This window comes from Wenyingzhuangia heitensis, assembly GCF_011762155.1.
GTDB lineage: Bacteria > Bacteroidota > Bacteroidia > Flavobacteriales > Flavobacteriaceae > Wenyingzhuangia > Wenyingzhuangia heitensis.
Genome location: NZ_JAASQL010000003.1, coordinates 122145 through 136938, shown reverse-complemented (window position 1 = coordinate 136938; position 14794 = coordinate 122145). Strand labels below are relative to the sequence as shown.

Annotated in this window: 17 protein-coding genes and 2 tRNA genes; 7 read left to right on the top strand and 12 right to left on the bottom strand. The window is 30.7% G+C overall.

Annotation, left to right across the window (positions count from 1 at the left end):
- The first annotated feature begins 16 nt into the window (after positions 1-16).
- The 3 genes from xrtF to FHR24_RS11530 are packed head-to-tail and all read left to right on the top strand — an operon-like array spanning position 17 to position 1958.
- Positions 17-562, top strand: a complete 546-nt coding sequence (gene xrtF, locus FHR24_RS11540; protein WP_167188750.1) for an exosortase family protein XrtF — start codon at positions 17-19, stop codon at positions 560-562.
- Positions 555-998 carry an exosortase F system-associated membrane protein gene (locus tag FHR24_RS11535; protein ID WP_167188747.1) on the top strand — a complete coding sequence of 148 codons (444 nt, stop codon included), beginning with the start codon at positions 555-557 and terminating at the stop codon, positions 996-998. Before xrtF ends, FHR24_RS11535 begins: the two co-directional genes overlap by 8 nt.
- Before the next feature lie 57 nt (positions 999-1055).
- Positions 1056-1958, top strand: a complete 903-nt coding sequence (locus FHR24_RS11530) for a DMT family transporter (protein WP_167188744.1) — start codon at positions 1056-1058, stop codon at positions 1956-1958.
- Here FHR24_RS11530 and FHR24_RS11525 read toward each other — a convergent pair.
- The 11 genes from FHR24_RS11525 to cyoE form a co-directional block, all read right to left on the bottom strand.
- Positions 1955-2356: an EamA family transporter gene (locus tag FHR24_RS11525; RefSeq protein ID WP_167188741.1), complete on the bottom strand. Its 402-nt coding sequence runs from the start codon at positions 2354-2356 to the stop codon at positions 1955-1957. The two genes, FHR24_RS11530 and FHR24_RS11525, sit on opposite strands and share 4 nt — an antisense overlap.
- Position 2357: 1 nt before the next feature.
- Positions 2358-3707, bottom strand: coding sequence for a magnesium transporter (gene mgtE, locus FHR24_RS11520; protein WP_167188738.1), 1350 nt, complete (start codon positions 3705-3707; stop codon positions 2358-2360).
- Complete coding sequence (gene rsmA / locus FHR24_RS11515; RefSeq protein WP_167188735.1) at positions 3688-4473, bottom strand: 16S rRNA (adenine(1518)-N(6)/adenine(1519)-N(6))-dimethyltransferase RsmA; 786 nt, start codon at positions 4471-4473, stop codon at positions 3688-3690. The genes mgtE and rsmA overlap by 20 nt, the downstream gene beginning before the upstream one ends.
- Position 4474: 1 nt before the next feature.
- The gene (locus FHR24_RS11510) at positions 4475-4690 is read right to left on the bottom strand and encodes a hypothetical protein (protein ID WP_167188732.1); all 216 of its coding nucleotides are present in this window, start codon (positions 4688-4690) and stop codon (positions 4475-4477) included.
- Between the two features lies 1 nt (position 4691).
- Positions 4692-5204: a DUF420 domain-containing protein gene (locus FHR24_RS11505; protein ID WP_167188729.1), complete on the bottom strand. Its 513-nt coding sequence runs from the start codon at positions 5202-5204 to the stop codon at positions 4692-4694.
- A complete protein-coding gene (locus tag FHR24_RS11500) occupies positions 5191-5904 on the bottom strand; it encodes an SCO family protein (protein ID WP_167188726.1) in 714 nt (237 codons plus the stop codon). The genes FHR24_RS11505 and FHR24_RS11500 overlap by 14 nt, the downstream gene beginning before the upstream one ends.
- Positions 5894-6547: a hypothetical protein gene (locus tag FHR24_RS11495; RefSeq protein ID WP_167188723.1), complete on the bottom strand. Its 654-nt coding sequence runs from the start codon at positions 6545-6547 to the stop codon at positions 5894-5896. The genes FHR24_RS11500 and FHR24_RS11495 overlap by 11 nt, the downstream gene beginning before the upstream one ends.
- Before the next feature lie 70 nt (positions 6548-6617).
- Positions 6618-6962, bottom strand: a complete 345-nt coding sequence (locus FHR24_RS11490; protein ID WP_167188719.1) for a cytochrome C oxidase subunit IV family protein — start codon at positions 6960-6962, stop codon at positions 6618-6620.
- 30 nt (positions 6963-6992) lie between these two features.
- Positions 6993-7967 (bottom strand): cytochrome c oxidase subunit 3, encoded by a 975-nt coding sequence (locus tag FHR24_RS11485; RefSeq protein WP_167188716.1) that lies wholly within the window; start codon positions 7965-7967, stop codon positions 6993-6995.
- Between the two features lie 61 nt (positions 7968-8028).
- The gene (locus FHR24_RS11480) at positions 8029-8616 is read right to left on the bottom strand and encodes a cytochrome c oxidase subunit 3 (protein ID WP_167188713.1); all 588 of its coding nucleotides are present in this window, start codon (positions 8614-8616) and stop codon (positions 8029-8031) included.
- Between the two features lie 2 nt (positions 8617-8618).
- A complete protein-coding gene (cyoE, locus tag FHR24_RS11475; RefSeq protein ID WP_167188710.1) occupies positions 8619-9518 on the bottom strand; it encodes a heme o synthase in 900 nt (299 codons plus the stop codon).
- 249 nt (positions 9519-9767) lie between these two features.
- On the opposite strand from cyoE, the gene FHR24_RS11470 reads away from it, so the two are divergent.
- Positions 9768-9853: transfer RNA gene (locus tag FHR24_RS11470), tRNA-Leu, on the top strand.
- Positions 9854-9884: 31 nt separating this feature from the next.
- Positions 9885-9970 (top strand) — tRNA-Leu (locus tag FHR24_RS11465).
- 41 nt (positions 9971-10011) lie between these two features.
- Here the strand turns inward: FHR24_RS11465 and FHR24_RS11460 are convergent.
- Entirely contained in the window at positions 10012-11589 is a 1578-nt protein-coding gene (locus FHR24_RS11460; protein ID WP_167188707.1) for a tetratricopeptide repeat protein, read from the bottom strand.
- 376 nt (positions 11590-11965) lie between these two features.
- On the opposite strand from FHR24_RS11460, the gene FHR24_RS11455 reads away from it, so the two are divergent.
- Positions 11966-13357 carry a right-handed parallel beta-helix repeat-containing protein gene (locus tag FHR24_RS11455; protein WP_167188704.1) on the top strand — a complete coding sequence of 464 codons (1392 nt, stop codon included), beginning with the start codon at positions 11966-11968 and terminating at the stop codon, positions 13355-13357.
- Positions 13358-13402: 45 nt separating this feature from the next.
- Entirely contained in the window at positions 13403-14743 is a 1341-nt protein-coding gene (locus tag FHR24_RS11450; protein WP_167188701.1) for a family 43 glycosylhydrolase, read from the top strand.
- Positions 14744-14794: the final 51 nt, after the last annotated feature.

Below are 14794 nucleotides of genomic sequence, written 5' to 3'. Positions count from 1 at the left end.
AAAGTCACAATTTACTATGAAAAACAAAAAAATATGGTGGTTCTTGTTTCGGTTTTTAGGAACGTATTTTTTCTTTTTTTTGTTGTATTCAATATTTTTAATGAATACACAGACTAAAGAACCCGTTTTTATTTGTGACCCTTTAACTATTGATGTAGCAGAACAATCTAAAAATATTTTAAATATTTTTGATCAAGGAGTTGTTCTAGTGCCAGATGTTGATGAACTGAGTGTAAATATGCTTATTGATGGAGATTATGTAGTTGGAATTATTGAAGGTTGTAATTCTGTAAGTATTATAATTTTATTTGTAGCATTTATCATTGCCTTTCAAGGGAGTTGGAAAGCAACAATTTTGTTTTCTGTACTAGGAGCATTGTCTATTTATTATGTAAATATTCTTAGAATTGTTGTGTTAACTTACGGAATGTATCACTACCCAGAATATACTTGGTTGTTTCATGATTTGGTTTTTCCTGCCATAATCTATGGGTATATTTTTGTCCTCTGGATTGTTTGGGTTAACTATTTTTCTAACTTAAAAAACACAAAACATGGCTAAAGTTATAAGAATTATATTGGTAGTGTTATTGTTTTTTTGCCTGGTACTGGTAAGAGCTTTTGAGTATGATTTATTTTACGATCCTTTTTTAAGCTATTTTGAAAGTGATCATTTATCAAAACCAATGCCTGATGTTGAATATGTTAAATTGTTTTTTTCTTATTTATTCCGATTTATTTTAAACAGTGGGATTTCTTTTCTAATCCTAAGAATTGCATTTCCGGGTAGAGCTTTTTTAAAAACAATTATGAGTTTTTATGCGATTTCGTTTCTGATTTTATCAATCTTGTTTTTTAGTTTAATTGTTTCAAAAATTGAAATTGGTTATTTACTTCCTTTTTATTTAAGACGATTTATTATTCATCCAATATTTATTATTGTTCTTTTTCCTTTTGTTTATATTTTAAAAAAACGTTATCGATTTAATTTAGACTAAAACAATGCATTTAAGCATTTTTTAGATTGTACTTTTGCAATCTCTAAATACAAGCTTATGTGGATTTATTTTGGGTTATTAGCAGCTTTGTTTTTAAGTTTTAATGCCTTAGCAAGAAAAAGAAGTGTAACAGGTAATGCTGTTTTTCCTGTATTGTTGGTTTCTAATGCCACAAGTTTACTATTGCTTTTACCAGCCTTTATTGGCTCTATATTTTATGCGGAGCAAATGAAAAACATTGGTTTTTATATGCCAAGTATTTCTTTAGAAGATCATTTTCTGATTGGAATAAAATCTGTTTTGATGACTTGCTCTTGGATTTTAAATTTTTATGCTTTAAAACATTTGCCCATTACCATAGTAACTCCTATTAGAGGAGCAGGTCCCTTTTTTACTTTTATAGGAGCTGTTATAATTTATCATGAAAGTCCAGAGTTGTTACAATGGATTGGTTTTTTTCTGATTATTATATCGATGATATTTTATTCTAGGATCGGAAAAAAAGAGGGAATTGTGTTTAAAAATAACAAATGGATTTTAGCAATTGTAGGAGCTACTTTTTTTGGATCTGTAAGTGGTCTGTATGATAAGTTCTTGTTTCAATATAAAGATTACGAAGTTTTAACCGTACAATGGTGGTTCTTCTTCTATGTAACTTTTTTTATGCTACTATTAGTATTGTTTGTTTACAAGCCTAATAAAGATAAAATGGGAAAATTTAAACTGCATTGGACTATTTTAGCAAGTGGGGTGCTTATTTTTTTAGCAGATTATTTTTACTTTAAAGGATTGCAAGATCCCGAAGCATTAATTATGATAATGTCTGCTGTAAAAAGAAGTCAAATACTATTTACAGTATTGATAGGAGGACTTATTTTTAAAGAACAAAACAGACGTATGAAGTTAATTCCGCTATTAGGAATTTTAATAGGAGTATTTTGTATTCTTTATAGTTCTTAAATAGATACCAATACTACGGCAATTAAGCCCAGTACAATTCCAGCAATTTTTAAAGGAGTTAGCTGTTCGGATAAAAATACAACTCCCAATATAATGGTGACTAATAAAGCCATATTTCTAATAGGAACTACAGTGCTTAGTTTTCCATGTTTTAAAGCTAAAAACCAACAAACTTGTGCTAGTCCGCCCAAAGCACCACCAATGGCAATAAACTTAAAATGCTTAGCATCGTATTTTGTTTTTTCTACTAATGATAATACTCCTAATACAAGCATGTGACTCATAATAAAAATAGCAGCCCCCAATCCTGTAGAAAAAAAAGGAGTTCCTTGTTTGTAAAAGAACACAGCAATTCCAAAAAGGAACATTGCGGCTAAGGCATATAAAATAGAAATCATTTTAAATAGGTAATATTAACTTAGCAATACTGAAATATATAAAGATTCCAAAAATATCATTACTAGTAGTAATAAAAGGACCTGTGGCTAGAGCAGGGTCAATACCTCTTTTGTGTAGTACAATAGGTACAAATGTTCCTATTAATGCGGCTATTATAATTACTATTATTAAGGAGAGTACAATGGTAATACTTGTTAATACATCAAAGTCTTGAATAAAACCGTAACCAATAACCAATAACCCTAATACGGTACCGTTAATTAAACTAAGTCCTATCTCTTTAAATAAACGACTCCACAAACTTCCTTTAATATTATTGTTGGCCAAACCTTGAACTATAATAGCAGAAGATTGTACTCCTACGTTACCACCCATAGCGGCAATTAAAGGAGTAAAGAAAAAGAGTACAGGAAATTTACTTAAAGTTTCATCAAAACTACCCATAATTGCGGCAGCTCCTAAACCACCAAGCAATCCTAAAATTAGCCAAGGTAATCTAGCTCTTGTTAGTTCTAAAATAGAGTCACTTGCTTCAACATCATCAGTAATACCAGCAGCCATCTGGTAGTCTTCTTTGGCTTCGTCTATAATAATATCAACAATATCATCAATAGTAATTTGACCTACCAAACGATTCATTTCATCTACTACGGCAACTACTACCAAATCGTATTTTTGCATTACTTTGGCAACATCTTCGGCTTTGTCATCAACCTTAACCGAGGTAATAGACGGAGAGTATACTTGACTAACAGATGTTTTTGTAGAGGTGGTTAATAAACTTTTTAAAGACAATCGTCCTTTTAACACATCGTTGTCATCTACTACATATATAGTGTAAACTTTTTCTACTTCTTCGGCTTGCAAACGCATTTCTTTAATGCTTCGCATATTGCTCCAAGACTCATTAACTTTAACAAGTTCTTTTCCCATTAAACCTCCAGCAGTATCATCATCATAACGTAAAAGATCTACAATGTCTTTGGCATGTTCTACATCTTCAATTTTAGAGATTACTTCTTCTTTTTGTTCTTCAGAAAGTTCAGAAAGTACATCGGCAGCATCATCGGTATCTAGTTCATCAACTTCTTTTGCAATTTCTTCGGAAGAAAGCCCTTTTAAAATATGTTCACGTATGTCTTCATCTAATTCAACAATAGCATCCGATGTTTTGTCGGTATCCAAAATTTTAATAATAGCTACTGCTAAATCGGGATTTACTTCTTCAAAAAGTTCAGCTAAATCTGCATAGTGAACTTCTGTAAAAATTTCTTCTATCTGTTTTGTTTTATTTTGTTCAACAAGTTCAGATAAAAAACTAATAAAGTCTTTATTGATTTGAAATTCCATCTTGTTCTATTAAAGTTGTTAATTCAATAAATCCCTGTACTGATATTTGTTCGGGTCTTTTGCTAAAAATCTCATTGGCTCTTAATTCGTCAGAAAGGTTTAAGCTTTTAAGACTACTTCTCATCATTTTTCTGCGTTGACCAAAAGCAGTTTTAACTACGTGTTTAAACAATCTATCGGGAACACTTAAAAACAGTTCTTTTTTACGTTTCATTACCATTACTCCAGATTCTACTCTTGGTGGCGGATTAAAAACAGTGGGAGGAACGGTAAATAAATATTCTGTATCGTAATATGCTTGTGTTAATACAGATATTATTCCGTAGGTTTTGCTACCTGGTTCTGCACAAATTCTTTTGGCAACCTCCATCTGAAACATACCTCCAAATTCTGGAATTAGTTCTCTGTTTTCTATTGTTTTAAAAACAATTTGACTAGATATGTTATAAGGAAAGTTTCCTATAATAGCAAACTGTTCTTTTTTAAATAGTTCGTTTAAGTCTACTTTTAAAAAATCTTTTCCATAAATTCTAGGTCCTAAGTGTAGATAATGTGCTTGTAAATATTCTACAGATTCATCATCTATTTCTATAACATGTGTGGTGTATTTTTTTTCTAACAAATATTTGGTCATCACCCCCATACCAGGACCAATTTCTAAAACATTGTTGTATCCGTTTTCTGATAAAATATCAGCAATTTGTTGGGCAATACTTTCATCGGTTAAAAAGTGTTGTCCTAAATGTTTTTTGGCTCTTACTGACATGTTATTTGTTGTTTTTATAATATTTCCAATATACAAAAGCAACAATAGCGACTAAAATATATGGGATAATCATTAAAGTTACAATTCCATCATTTAGTCCTTTAGCCAATCCAGAGTCTCCGTTTTCTACTACAGCTTTGCACATGGCACATTGGCTGTAACTAGTATTGGTTATGCTAATTAAAAAGGTAAAAAATATGTATTGTAAATACTTCATATTAATAATATGGGTTAATCATAAGATATACTACAACTCCTGTTACGGCTACGTACAACCATAGTGGAAATGTATACTTTGCTATTTTTCTGTGTTTTTCGTCTTCACGATTTAATCCACGTACAAAGGTGGTTAATACTAACGGAATTACGGCAATAGATAATATAATATGTGTTATTAAAATAAAATAGTAGATGTATTTTATACTTCCTTGTCCACCAAAAGTAGTAGAATTACTAGTCATGTGATACAATACGTACATTATTAAAAATAATGCAGAGCATACTAAGGCAGATTTTATAAAGAACTCATGTCTTTTAATATTTCCTTTTTTTACAGATACTACTGCTGCTATTAATAACAAAGCTGTTAGTCCGTTAATAGTTGCATAAATAGGAGGTAAAAATACGGGTAATTCTATATCTATTTTTACACCAAATAAAATAGCTACTGCTACCGGAATTACAATTGATAAAACGGTGATTAGTTTTTTGTAGTTTTTAGTTGTTTCCATTTTGTTCTTCGTCTAATAATAATTGAATATCTTCTATTAATAAGGCTACTTCTTGTTTGTCTATTCCTTGGTAAAAAATCTTTGAATTTCCATGGTTGTCTTTTCTAGATCTTAAATAACCGTTTTTGTCTACTAGGGCAAAAAAACCTTGATGTTCAAAACCACCTTCTACTTCTGGATTTAGACCTGCAAAAATATTCAATCCTTTGTTGGCCATTTCGTAAATAACGTCTCTGTCTCCTGTTAAAAAATGCCAGTTTAAACTTGTTACACCATAGTTCTCAGCATATTCTTTTAGTTTGATAGGAGTGTCCACACTAGGATTGATGGTGATTGAAGCAATTCCAAAATCATCTCTATCTCCAAACTCTTTTTCTACAGTTAACATGTTTCTGTTCATAATAGGACAGATAGATGGGCAGGTGGTAAAAAAGAATTCTACCACAAAAACTTTACCTTCATAATCTATGTTAGTAATCGTTTGATTGTTTTGATCTGTAAAATTAAATTGGGGTACTTTGCGTTCTTTTTTATTTATTACAAAATAATCTAAACCACTAGAATTTGGCAATTCTTTTTGCACGTGATTTAATCTGGTTTCTCTTGCAGATGAGTGGTGATTAAAATTTCTGACCACAAATATTCCGAACAAGAAAATGATAAAGACAATACCTATATATGAGAATTTTTTATTTTTCATCTTTTCCTAATCTTTCTTTTCTGGATGTAGTAGACACTTCTTGTTCGTAAAAAACATTTTGCGTGTCGGTTAATAATTTATTTTTTAAATCATTTACAGATGACAAATCATAAGCAAAAACATCTTCACCAATTTTATCATCATCAGTTCTTCCTCTTTGGTTGTTATTTTTATCTACAATAAACGCTTTGTTGGCAGCTAAATTATAATCTAAGGTTGTATTTGTTTTTAAAGAATTGTAAATACGTGTTGTTTGTACAGAATCTAAGCAGATAAACTTCCATTTATAAAACTTATCATCATTGGTTTTTGCCAATCTCTCTTTAATAATTTCAATTTCAGAATTGTTATCTCCAACGTAAAAAGAGATGAGTTGAAATTTAGTGTATTTTGCTAATTTTTTAAAAACAACTTCATTTATATTAAAAATTTCGATGTCTTTAGTGATAGGTTGTTTTCCTAAAAAAGTAATCACGTTTATATTTTGATCAAAAGAAATACTGTCTTTTTTGATATCGGTAATATCAACAATATTTGTTTTAAAAGTTTTACAAGGAATAAAGTTAACTTCTCCTAGTGATAAAAAAATAAAGAAAGCTAAAGGCCCTATAAAAAGAAGCGCTAAAATAATTTTTTTCTTCATAATGTTTGGTTTTTGAATAGCAAAAAAGGTGGATAAATCCACCTTTTAATATTGTAATAATTCTTAAGAATTAGTATTTCCAGTTCACAAAAGGTGCCATAGTATCGTGTATATAACTACCTTCTATTAATAATAATGTAACTAAGTAAGGAATTAAAATTATTAAAGGAATAATAATAGAGTTTACAAAGTTTTTACGCTCATGATTCATGTGCATAAAATACCACATAATTCCTGCAGCTTTTACAATTGTTAAAATAATAAAGATCCAGTTTAATAAAGAGGTTCCTAAAAAGTTTGTGTAGTGTAAACTATGAGGTTTGATAATACCTAAAATTACCTCTACAATTGTTACTAATGATAAGAATCCGAATACTTTCCAGATTAACTTTGTGTTTGATTCGTGTTGTCCCATAATATAATTATGCTTTCGCCTTTTTTAAAATTAAACTAAGTAGAAGAATGTAAATACAAATACCCACACTAAATCTACAAAGTGCCAGTACAATCCAACTTTTTCTACCATTTCGTAGTGCCCTCTTCTTTCGTATGTACCTAATAAAACATTTACAAAAATAATAATGTTTAAGGCAATACCAGAACATACGTGAAAACCGTGAAATCCTGTAATAAAGAAAAAGAAATCTGCAAATTGGCTAGAACCATATTCGTTAACTTCTAAATTAGCTCCTCTAACAACTCTAGTTGATTGTTCTAAAAACTTTAAAGCTTCTGCTTTATTAAGAATTACTTCTTTCTGTTTTGTTTCAGGATTTATTTTTTCTAAACGAATTCCTACTTCAGGATTGTGTTTAAAAGCTTCTATAATTCCACTAGTTGTGTATTCATAAGTCGTTTCTCCTTTTTCAAACCACAAACCGTTTTCACGAGTGTGCTCTATAACTGGATTACTAGGGGTTGCAAAATCTTCTAAAGCAATTTGTTTCCCATCGTGGTTTACAAACTGAATAATTTTACCATCTTTTAATTGAACAGCTCCATATTCACCTTTGATAAAGTTTTTCCATTCCCATGCTTGAGAACCAACAAAGACCAAACCACCTATGATTGTTAAAAACATATAAGTAATTACTTTGTTCTTTTTCATTTGGTGACCAGCATCTACCGCTAATACCATGGTTACAGATGAGAATATTAAAATAAACGTCATCAATGCTACATAGTACATTGGATAAGTACCGTGAAAAAACGGAAAGTGAGTAAATACCTCATCGGCAATAGGCCAGATGTCAATAAATTTGTAACGAGTAAATCCGTAGGCAGCTAAAAATCCTGCAAAAGTTAATGCATCAGATAAAATGAAGAACCACATCATCATTTTTCCATAGCTAGCACCCATTGGTCTAGTTGCTCCACCTTCCCATACGTTTGTGTTCTGATCAGCAGTTGTTGCTTTCATAAGTGTTATTGTTGTTTGTTTTATTCGGTTTTCGTTCGAATGGCAAATTTATAAATTTAGATTAAGTATTAAAATAAAAGAATAAAAATAGTATAATCCATAGTAAATCTAAAAAGTGCCAAAAAATAGTCCCCAATTCTAGGCCTAGGGTATTGCCGTTGTTATATTTTCCTAAGAGTTGTTTTATTAATATTACAATTAATACAATAATGGCTGCAAAAATATGTAGTAAATGTGCAAAAACAATAACCATTAGCATAGAAGAAGATATTAAGCTAGTTGGTCCTGTAAAAAATAAACCAGATGCTTTTAATTCTGTAAACCCATTAAATTGAGAAATTACAAAACCAAGACCTAATCCTAAGGTTATAGTTAATAAAATGGTGGTTAAACTTGTTTTGTTTTTTTTACCAAAATACATTGCCAAATGCATGGTAATACTACTAATAACAATTAAGTAGGTACTTGTTACTAAAGATGTTGGTAATTCAAAAGAAACCCAATCTTCTCTATTACTACTAATTACATAAGCACTTACTAATCCAGCAAACATCATAGTCATACTAACCAACGAAATCCATAACATAGGTTTTGCGGTTTTCTTTCTACTTGCTTTTAATTCGCTCTTAAGGTTGATTGGTTGATCCATTTTTAATGAAGAAATTTATCTATTATATATATAATTTGAATGGCAGTAATATAAAACACACTTGCTAGCATTAATTTTTTGGCCGTTTCTTTAGTTAGATCTTTGTATAATAATATTCCATAATATAAAATAACACATCCGCTTAAAAATATAATAACAGCTGTAACTGGATATATATAAAAACTTCCTGTTTTTTGAAATACCGGAATTATAGAAGCAAAAATAAGCATTATTGTGTAGATTAGAATCTGTACAACTGCTTTTCTGTCTCTTTTTCCCATGGGTAATAAATTATACCCTGCTTTTAAATATTCATCATGCCCCAACCAACCAATAGCCCAAAAATGTGGGAATTGCCAAAAGAACTGAATCATAAATAAAATACCTGCTTCTATTCCAAATTGATTGGTAGCTGCTACCCAACCTAACATAAATGGTATGGCTCCAGGAAAAGCACCTACAAAAACAGCTAATGGAGTAATTCCTTTTAAAGGAGTATAGGCACAAGTGTATAAAAAGATAGAGATAGCTCCAAAAAGTGCCGTTTTTTCATTAATAGTGTATAGTATCCCTAAGCCTAAAATGGTAAAGCTAACAGCAATAAACATGGCTGTTTTTAAATTATATCTTCCTGTAGGTAAAGGTCTATTCCTAGTCCTTTTCATTAACTTGTCTACATCTTTTTCTATAATTTGATTAAAAGCATTTGAAGCTCCTACCATTAAATAACCTCCTATAGATAGTAAAGCTATCGTAGTATAATCAATTGTTGTAGCAGCCAATAAATATCCAGCTACAGCAGAAAAAACAACGCTTAAAGAAAGACCAAATTTAGTAAGTTGTTTAAAATCACTCATAAAAGTGTTTTTAGACTCCACCAAAGTAGTATCGGTATTTGACATTTAGTTTTTTTAGGTTTCTAAATTATTTTTGCAAAGATAGGGATTAAATTAACGTATAAATTGAAGTTTTACATTTAATTAACAACTGGTTTTAAGTTGGATAAACTTAAAATAAAAAAAAACTTTAAAAAAACATCAAATTATTTTTTTGAGAACAGAAATATCTCTTATATTTGCACTCGCATTTAAAGAATGCATACGTTCTTAGTTATAAAATAAAACATACCAAATATTTAGTGTAAACTGAATGCTCAAGTGGTGGAATTGGTAGACACGCTGGACTTAAAATCCAGTGGGCAGAAATGCCCGTATGGGTTCAAGTCCCATCTTGAGTACAAAAGTTTTATAACAAATAAGTTTACACACGCTCAAGTGGTGGAATTGGTAGACACGCTGGACTTAAAATCCAGTGGGCAGAAATGCCCGTATGGGTTCAAGTCCCATCTTGAGTACAAAAGCCTCATCAATTTATTTTGATGAGGCTTTTTTGGTTTTAAAAATCTTTGTTGTCAAAATTTTGTAGAAAATTAATTAAGACGATACTTCTGTTTAATTCTAATTTTTTTCTTAACCTACTTCTTGTAGTGTTTACACTATCTACACCAAGTCCGGTTATTTGAGCTATTTCTTTACTAGAAAAACCAAGTTTAATAAAAGCACATATTTTTAAATCTGTTTTGGTTAACGTAGGATACCGTTGTTTTAGTAAGTTAAAGTAATTATGATTTAGAGTTGTAAAATGGGTATTAAATTCTTCCCATTTTTTAGAACGGTTGATTTTTAATGATTGAATTATTTGTTTGATATAAGGACTGTTTTCTTTATTGAATTCAAGTGCTTTCAGTTGTTTTTTTATGTCCTCTAACATTCCGTCTTTTTCTATTACTTGCATTGCCGAGGACAAAAGCTCTCTGTTTTTTAATTCAAGGACTTCTTCTTTGTTTTTTATTTCAATTTCTTGAGTTGCTTTTAAAAGTTGCTGTTTTGTGTTTTCTAACTTGTTTTTTCTAATAAAGTAAAAAAGCAACATTAATATTATAGCAATTAACACGCTTATATAAAGTGCGGATTTAAAAACTAAAACATTTTTTTCTTTTTTTAATAGCATCATTTTTTGTTTTTGAAGCTCTTTTGAATGTTCGTCTCTTATGTCAAATAACTCTTTGTTTTGTTCGCTTCTACTTCCAAATAATTGTTCGTTTAGTGTTTTTGATCTTGATAAAAGAGCATAAGCGTTTTTATAGTCTTCTTTTTGAAAATACAATTCAGAAAGACTTTCCATTGTTTTAATTGTTAAATCAATATGTTGGTTTTGTGAATCCATTTTTTGCAAACTTTTTTCAAAGTATTCAATTGAAGATTCTGTGTTTTTTTTCTTGTGATAAAATTGTCCTTTATAAAAATAGAGTAGTGTTAGTATGTGTTGATTTGTAGCTGTATATTTTTTTTCTATTTCCAAAAACTGAGTTTCAGCTTTATCAAAAAGATACATTTTAGTGTAAAGTTCACCTAAGTACAATTTGCAATAATCACCGCTTAAAGAATCTTGCTTGTTGTAACTGTTAATTGCAATACTTTGTAAAAGTACTTTTTCTGCTTTTAAGTAATTTTCGTTGGCATTTGATTCAATACTGGCTTGGAGACGAAGTAATTTCCTAGTAATTTTAATACTGTCTTTTTTTTGCTTGGCTTCAATATATAGGGAGTCAAAGTTTGAATAAAATAAATCATTAGCCTTTTTGTTTTGGTCAAGTATCAAATACAGAATGGATAATTTGGACAATAATTCCACTTTTAAATTGGTGAATTCAGAATTTTTTAGGTTTGATGTTAATTCGTTTAATAATTGATAAGCTTTATGGTATTCTCCAATACCAGACATCCTTTCTATTAATTGAATTTTTAGTTGAATGTGTTTTTTGTTGGTTTTTATATTCGAGCTAGTTTCAATTGCATTTTCAAGTACTAAAATAGTTGAATCTTTTTTAGTTGATTTAAAAATTTTGCTATCTGGATAGGGTGAGTTTATAGAGTGAGTTTTTACTGAATAGCATAATAGTAACGTGATCACAAGGAATAAGTATTTGTGATTGGTTTTTATCATTGTTTATATTGTTATTTTAATTAAGTATTGAAAATCAGGATGTAAATATATATTAAAACCTATTATGTTTATATTATTTTTTAAAAAAACATCAAATTGTTTAGTTGAAACTAAGTTTCATCCTTGTTGGTTTTATTTGTTTTGTGTTAACATTGTGGAGTAGGTATAAAACTATTTCTATTTTCATTCATCTTACTTTAAAACGAACGAACCAATAAAAACAACGTATAAATTACCTACATGGAACGTTACTTTTTGATTGAATAAAAGTAAAAACCAAAGGTTTGAGGGAGAAATAATCACAGATAAATTAATTATTGAATAACTAAATAAATTTAAATAGATGAAACATGACACAATAAAAATAATGATACTATTTCTTATTGGACTTTTCAATTCAGTTTTACTTCATGCTCAGGAAAGAGTAGCCAGCCCTAAAAATACTACGGATATTTTAAAATGGGTGAAAGATGGAAAAACCACAAAAATTATCTTTCCTGCTGGAACGTATAATTTTTCAGACCCTATCACTTTAAAAAACGATAAATTAATCCTAGAAGGGAGCGGTATCGGTAAAACTGTACTTAAATTAACTACTAAGAGAGGAGTGTTTATTGATGCGGTAGGAGATGCTGCTTTTATAACAAACTTAACCATTGATGGTGGAGATAATCAAAAAAGTTTTGGGAATTGTATCTTCAGATTTAACAAAAGCAAATCACATCATTTTGAAGAGGTTGAATTTACTAATTCTATTTGGAATGCGATAGCTGCTCAACGCGCATATGCAACTGACGGCTTGGTTTTAAAGAATTGTATTTTTTCTAATATTGATTATTATCCAGTTCAAATTTTTAATAGGAATACTAATTTAAGAGGCGGAGAACTAATTACAAGTGTGAAAAAAGTAGTGATAGATGGCTGTGTTTTTAAAGAAGGCTACGAATGTGCTATAAATAGCGATAACGGAAATGACAGGGAAGATAGTGGAGACGGAACAGGCCGCAGATATACCGAGAGTACAAGTTTAAACGGAACTATTATTCAGAATTGCATTTTTGGAAAAAGTAGGAAGTTTAACATAGGCATGGTACAAACAGCCGATGTTATTATTCGAAACAACCAATTTATGGGAATCGTAGATAATGCAGGTGGTGGATGTCAGGCAATTCATTTGGAGCAATGTACACATAATATGGAAATCTATGATAATACATTCCAAATGCCCAACACCGTAAGCAAAAACTATTTATACATACGCATTAGTGGTACTGAAGGACATAAGCGCGCAACACAGCAACGCCCAAGCGATACCTATAAAAGCTGGACCTATTATGTGCATGGAAGTAACGAGCGTAGAGCAAATATAGCTTGTGCAACGGAAGGAAATATCAATAAAGATTGCAAGCGAGATGTACATGCTTATGGTCCTCGTAATATTTATATTGCTGGTAATACTTTTAATGCATCAGAAAAAGTCTCGCAATATCTCTCTATTGGAGAGGGAGAAAATATTCGGATTGGAACCAAAAAGGATGGTACAGTTGCTTTAAACCAATTTCTTGGAGGAACTACTACATCAAAAAAAATAAGTTTAGGCGGACACGATGAAGGTTGTGGTGATGTGCTCATTAAAGCTGGACAAAACATCACCAAAAAGAATATAGATATTAAAAAGGTGCATTTTGACTTGCCTCCGATTAGAATAAAGAAACCAATAATAATAGAAGAATAAATTGATTTTACTGAAATGAAGATAGCCTATTTTTTATTAACGAGCATGCTACTCTTAAGTAGTTGTGGTTCATCATCAAAAGAACAAAAGAATGCCAATTATGGTATTAACCCCAATGCTGTAAAGGTAGACGTTATAACTCCCGAACATGGTATGGCCGACCCACATGCATGGATTGAAAATGATAGAGTATATGTAATTTGTGGTCATGATGAATCATGGGATGGTAAAGGCTCTTTTCGTATGGATCGTTGGGAAGTATGGTCTTCTGATGATTTAGTAAACTGGAAACATCATAGAAATATTTATCCAAAGGATACATATATTGGCGATAGCCCGAATTGTTGGGCAGGTGATGTGTGTGAAAGAGACGGAAAGTATTATTGGTTTTTCTCAAACCGAAACATCAATACAGGCGTAATGGTTGCCGATGAAATTACAGGAGAATACAAAGATTTATTAGGAAAACCATTACTTCCCAAAGATATAATTCCCGGGCATCCATACGATCCCGAAATATTTATTGAAAACAATGTGTACACCATTTGTTTTGGTGCCGGAACCTATTACATGGCAACTTTGGCGAAGGATATGAAATCGCTATCAACCAAGCCTCAAAAAATAATTGTTCAGGATGAAAAAGGAAACAGTCTAAAAGTTGAAGATAAACCTACCCTTTTTAAACGAAACGGTTGGTATTATTTAGTGTATGGAAGCAGGTACTCCATGTCCAAAAATTTATATGGTCCCTATACGTTTAAAGGTGCGTTTTTAGATGGTGGACATACCAGTTTTTTCGAATGGAAAGACCAATTATACGTGTTACAAGAAAATCATGACATTAGTGCATTTTACCGTGGTGCGAGTTTAAAGCCTGTATTTTTCAATAAAGATGAAACTATCATTATTCCCGAAGATGATAGTATGTATCCCGCACCTGGAAGACCTTTTGAATTTAAAAATTCTACGATGGGATGGAAAGCTTTAGATGGTACTTCACTTTCATTTAAGAATGGTAAGATACAAGGCGAAATTTCAGGTAATAATGCACTTATAGAAAGTGCTCCGTGGCTTTATACCGATACGGGAGAGTGTACACATTTCACTATTTCAATTAAAAATAATAGCAATGCTAAGCAATTGAAACTGGCCTTGTATACACGAGATCTTGAGAAAGGTTTTTGGAAGAAGACCGATCCAATAAAATGGGAGCAACAAGAATGGGTAAGTATTCCTATTAGCTCAAACGATAATGCATTTAAAACATATACCATTCAATTATCTCAATTTAAAGGAGTAAAGGAAAAGCTAATGCAAATTGCTATGCAGCCTATTTCTGATACGAATAGTGGAGCTTGGGAAATTGAAGAAATTCGTGTTAAATAAATGAATTTCAAAAATTATATCTATTATGAAAACAAATATTTATATACTGAT

Excerpts from the sequence above, each read along its gene's own strand:
- xrtF (WP_167188750.1), top strand. The coding sequence starts at position 17 with ATGAAAAACAAAAAAATATGGTGGTTCTTGTTTCGGTTTTTAGGAACG.
- FHR24_RS11535 (WP_167188747.1), top strand. The coding sequence starts at position 555 with ATGGCTAAAGTTATAAGAATTATATTGGTAGTGTTATTGTTTTTTTGC.
- FHR24_RS11530 (WP_167188744.1), top strand. The coding sequence starts at position 1,056 with ATGTGGATTTATTTTGGGTTATTAGCAGCTTTGTTTTTAAGTTTTAAT.
- FHR24_RS11525 (WP_167188741.1), bottom strand. The coding sequence starts at position 2,356 with ATGATTTCTATTTTATATGCCTTAGCCGCAATGTTCCTTTTTGGAATT.
- mgtE (WP_167188738.1), bottom strand. The coding sequence starts at position 3,707 with ATGGAATTTCAAATCAATAAAGACTTTATTAGTTTTTTATCTGAACTT.
- rsmA (WP_167188735.1), bottom strand. The coding sequence starts at position 4,473 with ATGTCAGTAAGAGCCAAAAAACATTTAGGACAACACTTTTTAACCGAT.
- FHR24_RS11510 (WP_167188732.1), bottom strand. The coding sequence starts at position 4,690 with ATGAAGTATTTACAATACATATTTTTTACCTTTTTAATTAGCATAACC.
- FHR24_RS11505 (WP_167188729.1), bottom strand. The coding sequence starts at position 5,204 with ATGGAAACAACTAAAAACTACAAAAAACTAATCACCGTTTTATCAATT.
- FHR24_RS11500 (WP_167188726.1), bottom strand. The coding sequence starts at position 5,904 with ATGAAAAATAAAAAATTCTCATATATAGGTATTGTCTTTATCATTTTC.
- FHR24_RS11495 (WP_167188723.1), bottom strand. The coding sequence starts at position 6,547 with ATGAAGAAAAAAATTATTTTAGCGCTTCTTTTTATAGGGCCTTTAGCT.
- FHR24_RS11490 (WP_167188719.1), bottom strand. The coding sequence starts at position 6,962 with ATGGGACAACACGAATCAAACACAAAGTTAATCTGGAAAGTATTCGGA.
- FHR24_RS11485 (WP_167188716.1), bottom strand. The coding sequence starts at position 7,967 with ATGAAAGCAACAACTGCTGATCAGAACACAAACGTATGGGAAGGTGGA.
- FHR24_RS11480 (WP_167188713.1), bottom strand. The coding sequence starts at position 8,616 with ATGGATCAACCAATCAACCTTAAGAGCGAATTAAAAGCAAGTAGAAAG.
- cyoE (WP_167188710.1), bottom strand. The coding sequence starts at position 9,518 with ATGTCAAATACCGATACTACTTTGGTGGAGTCTAAAAACACTTTTATG.
- FHR24_RS11455 (WP_167188704.1), top strand. The coding sequence starts at position 11,966 with ATGAAACATGACACAATAAAAATAATGATACTATTTCTTATTGGACTT.
- FHR24_RS11450 (WP_167188701.1), top strand. The coding sequence starts at position 13,403 with ATGCTACTCTTAAGTAGTTGTGGTTCATCATCAAAAGAACAAAAGAAT.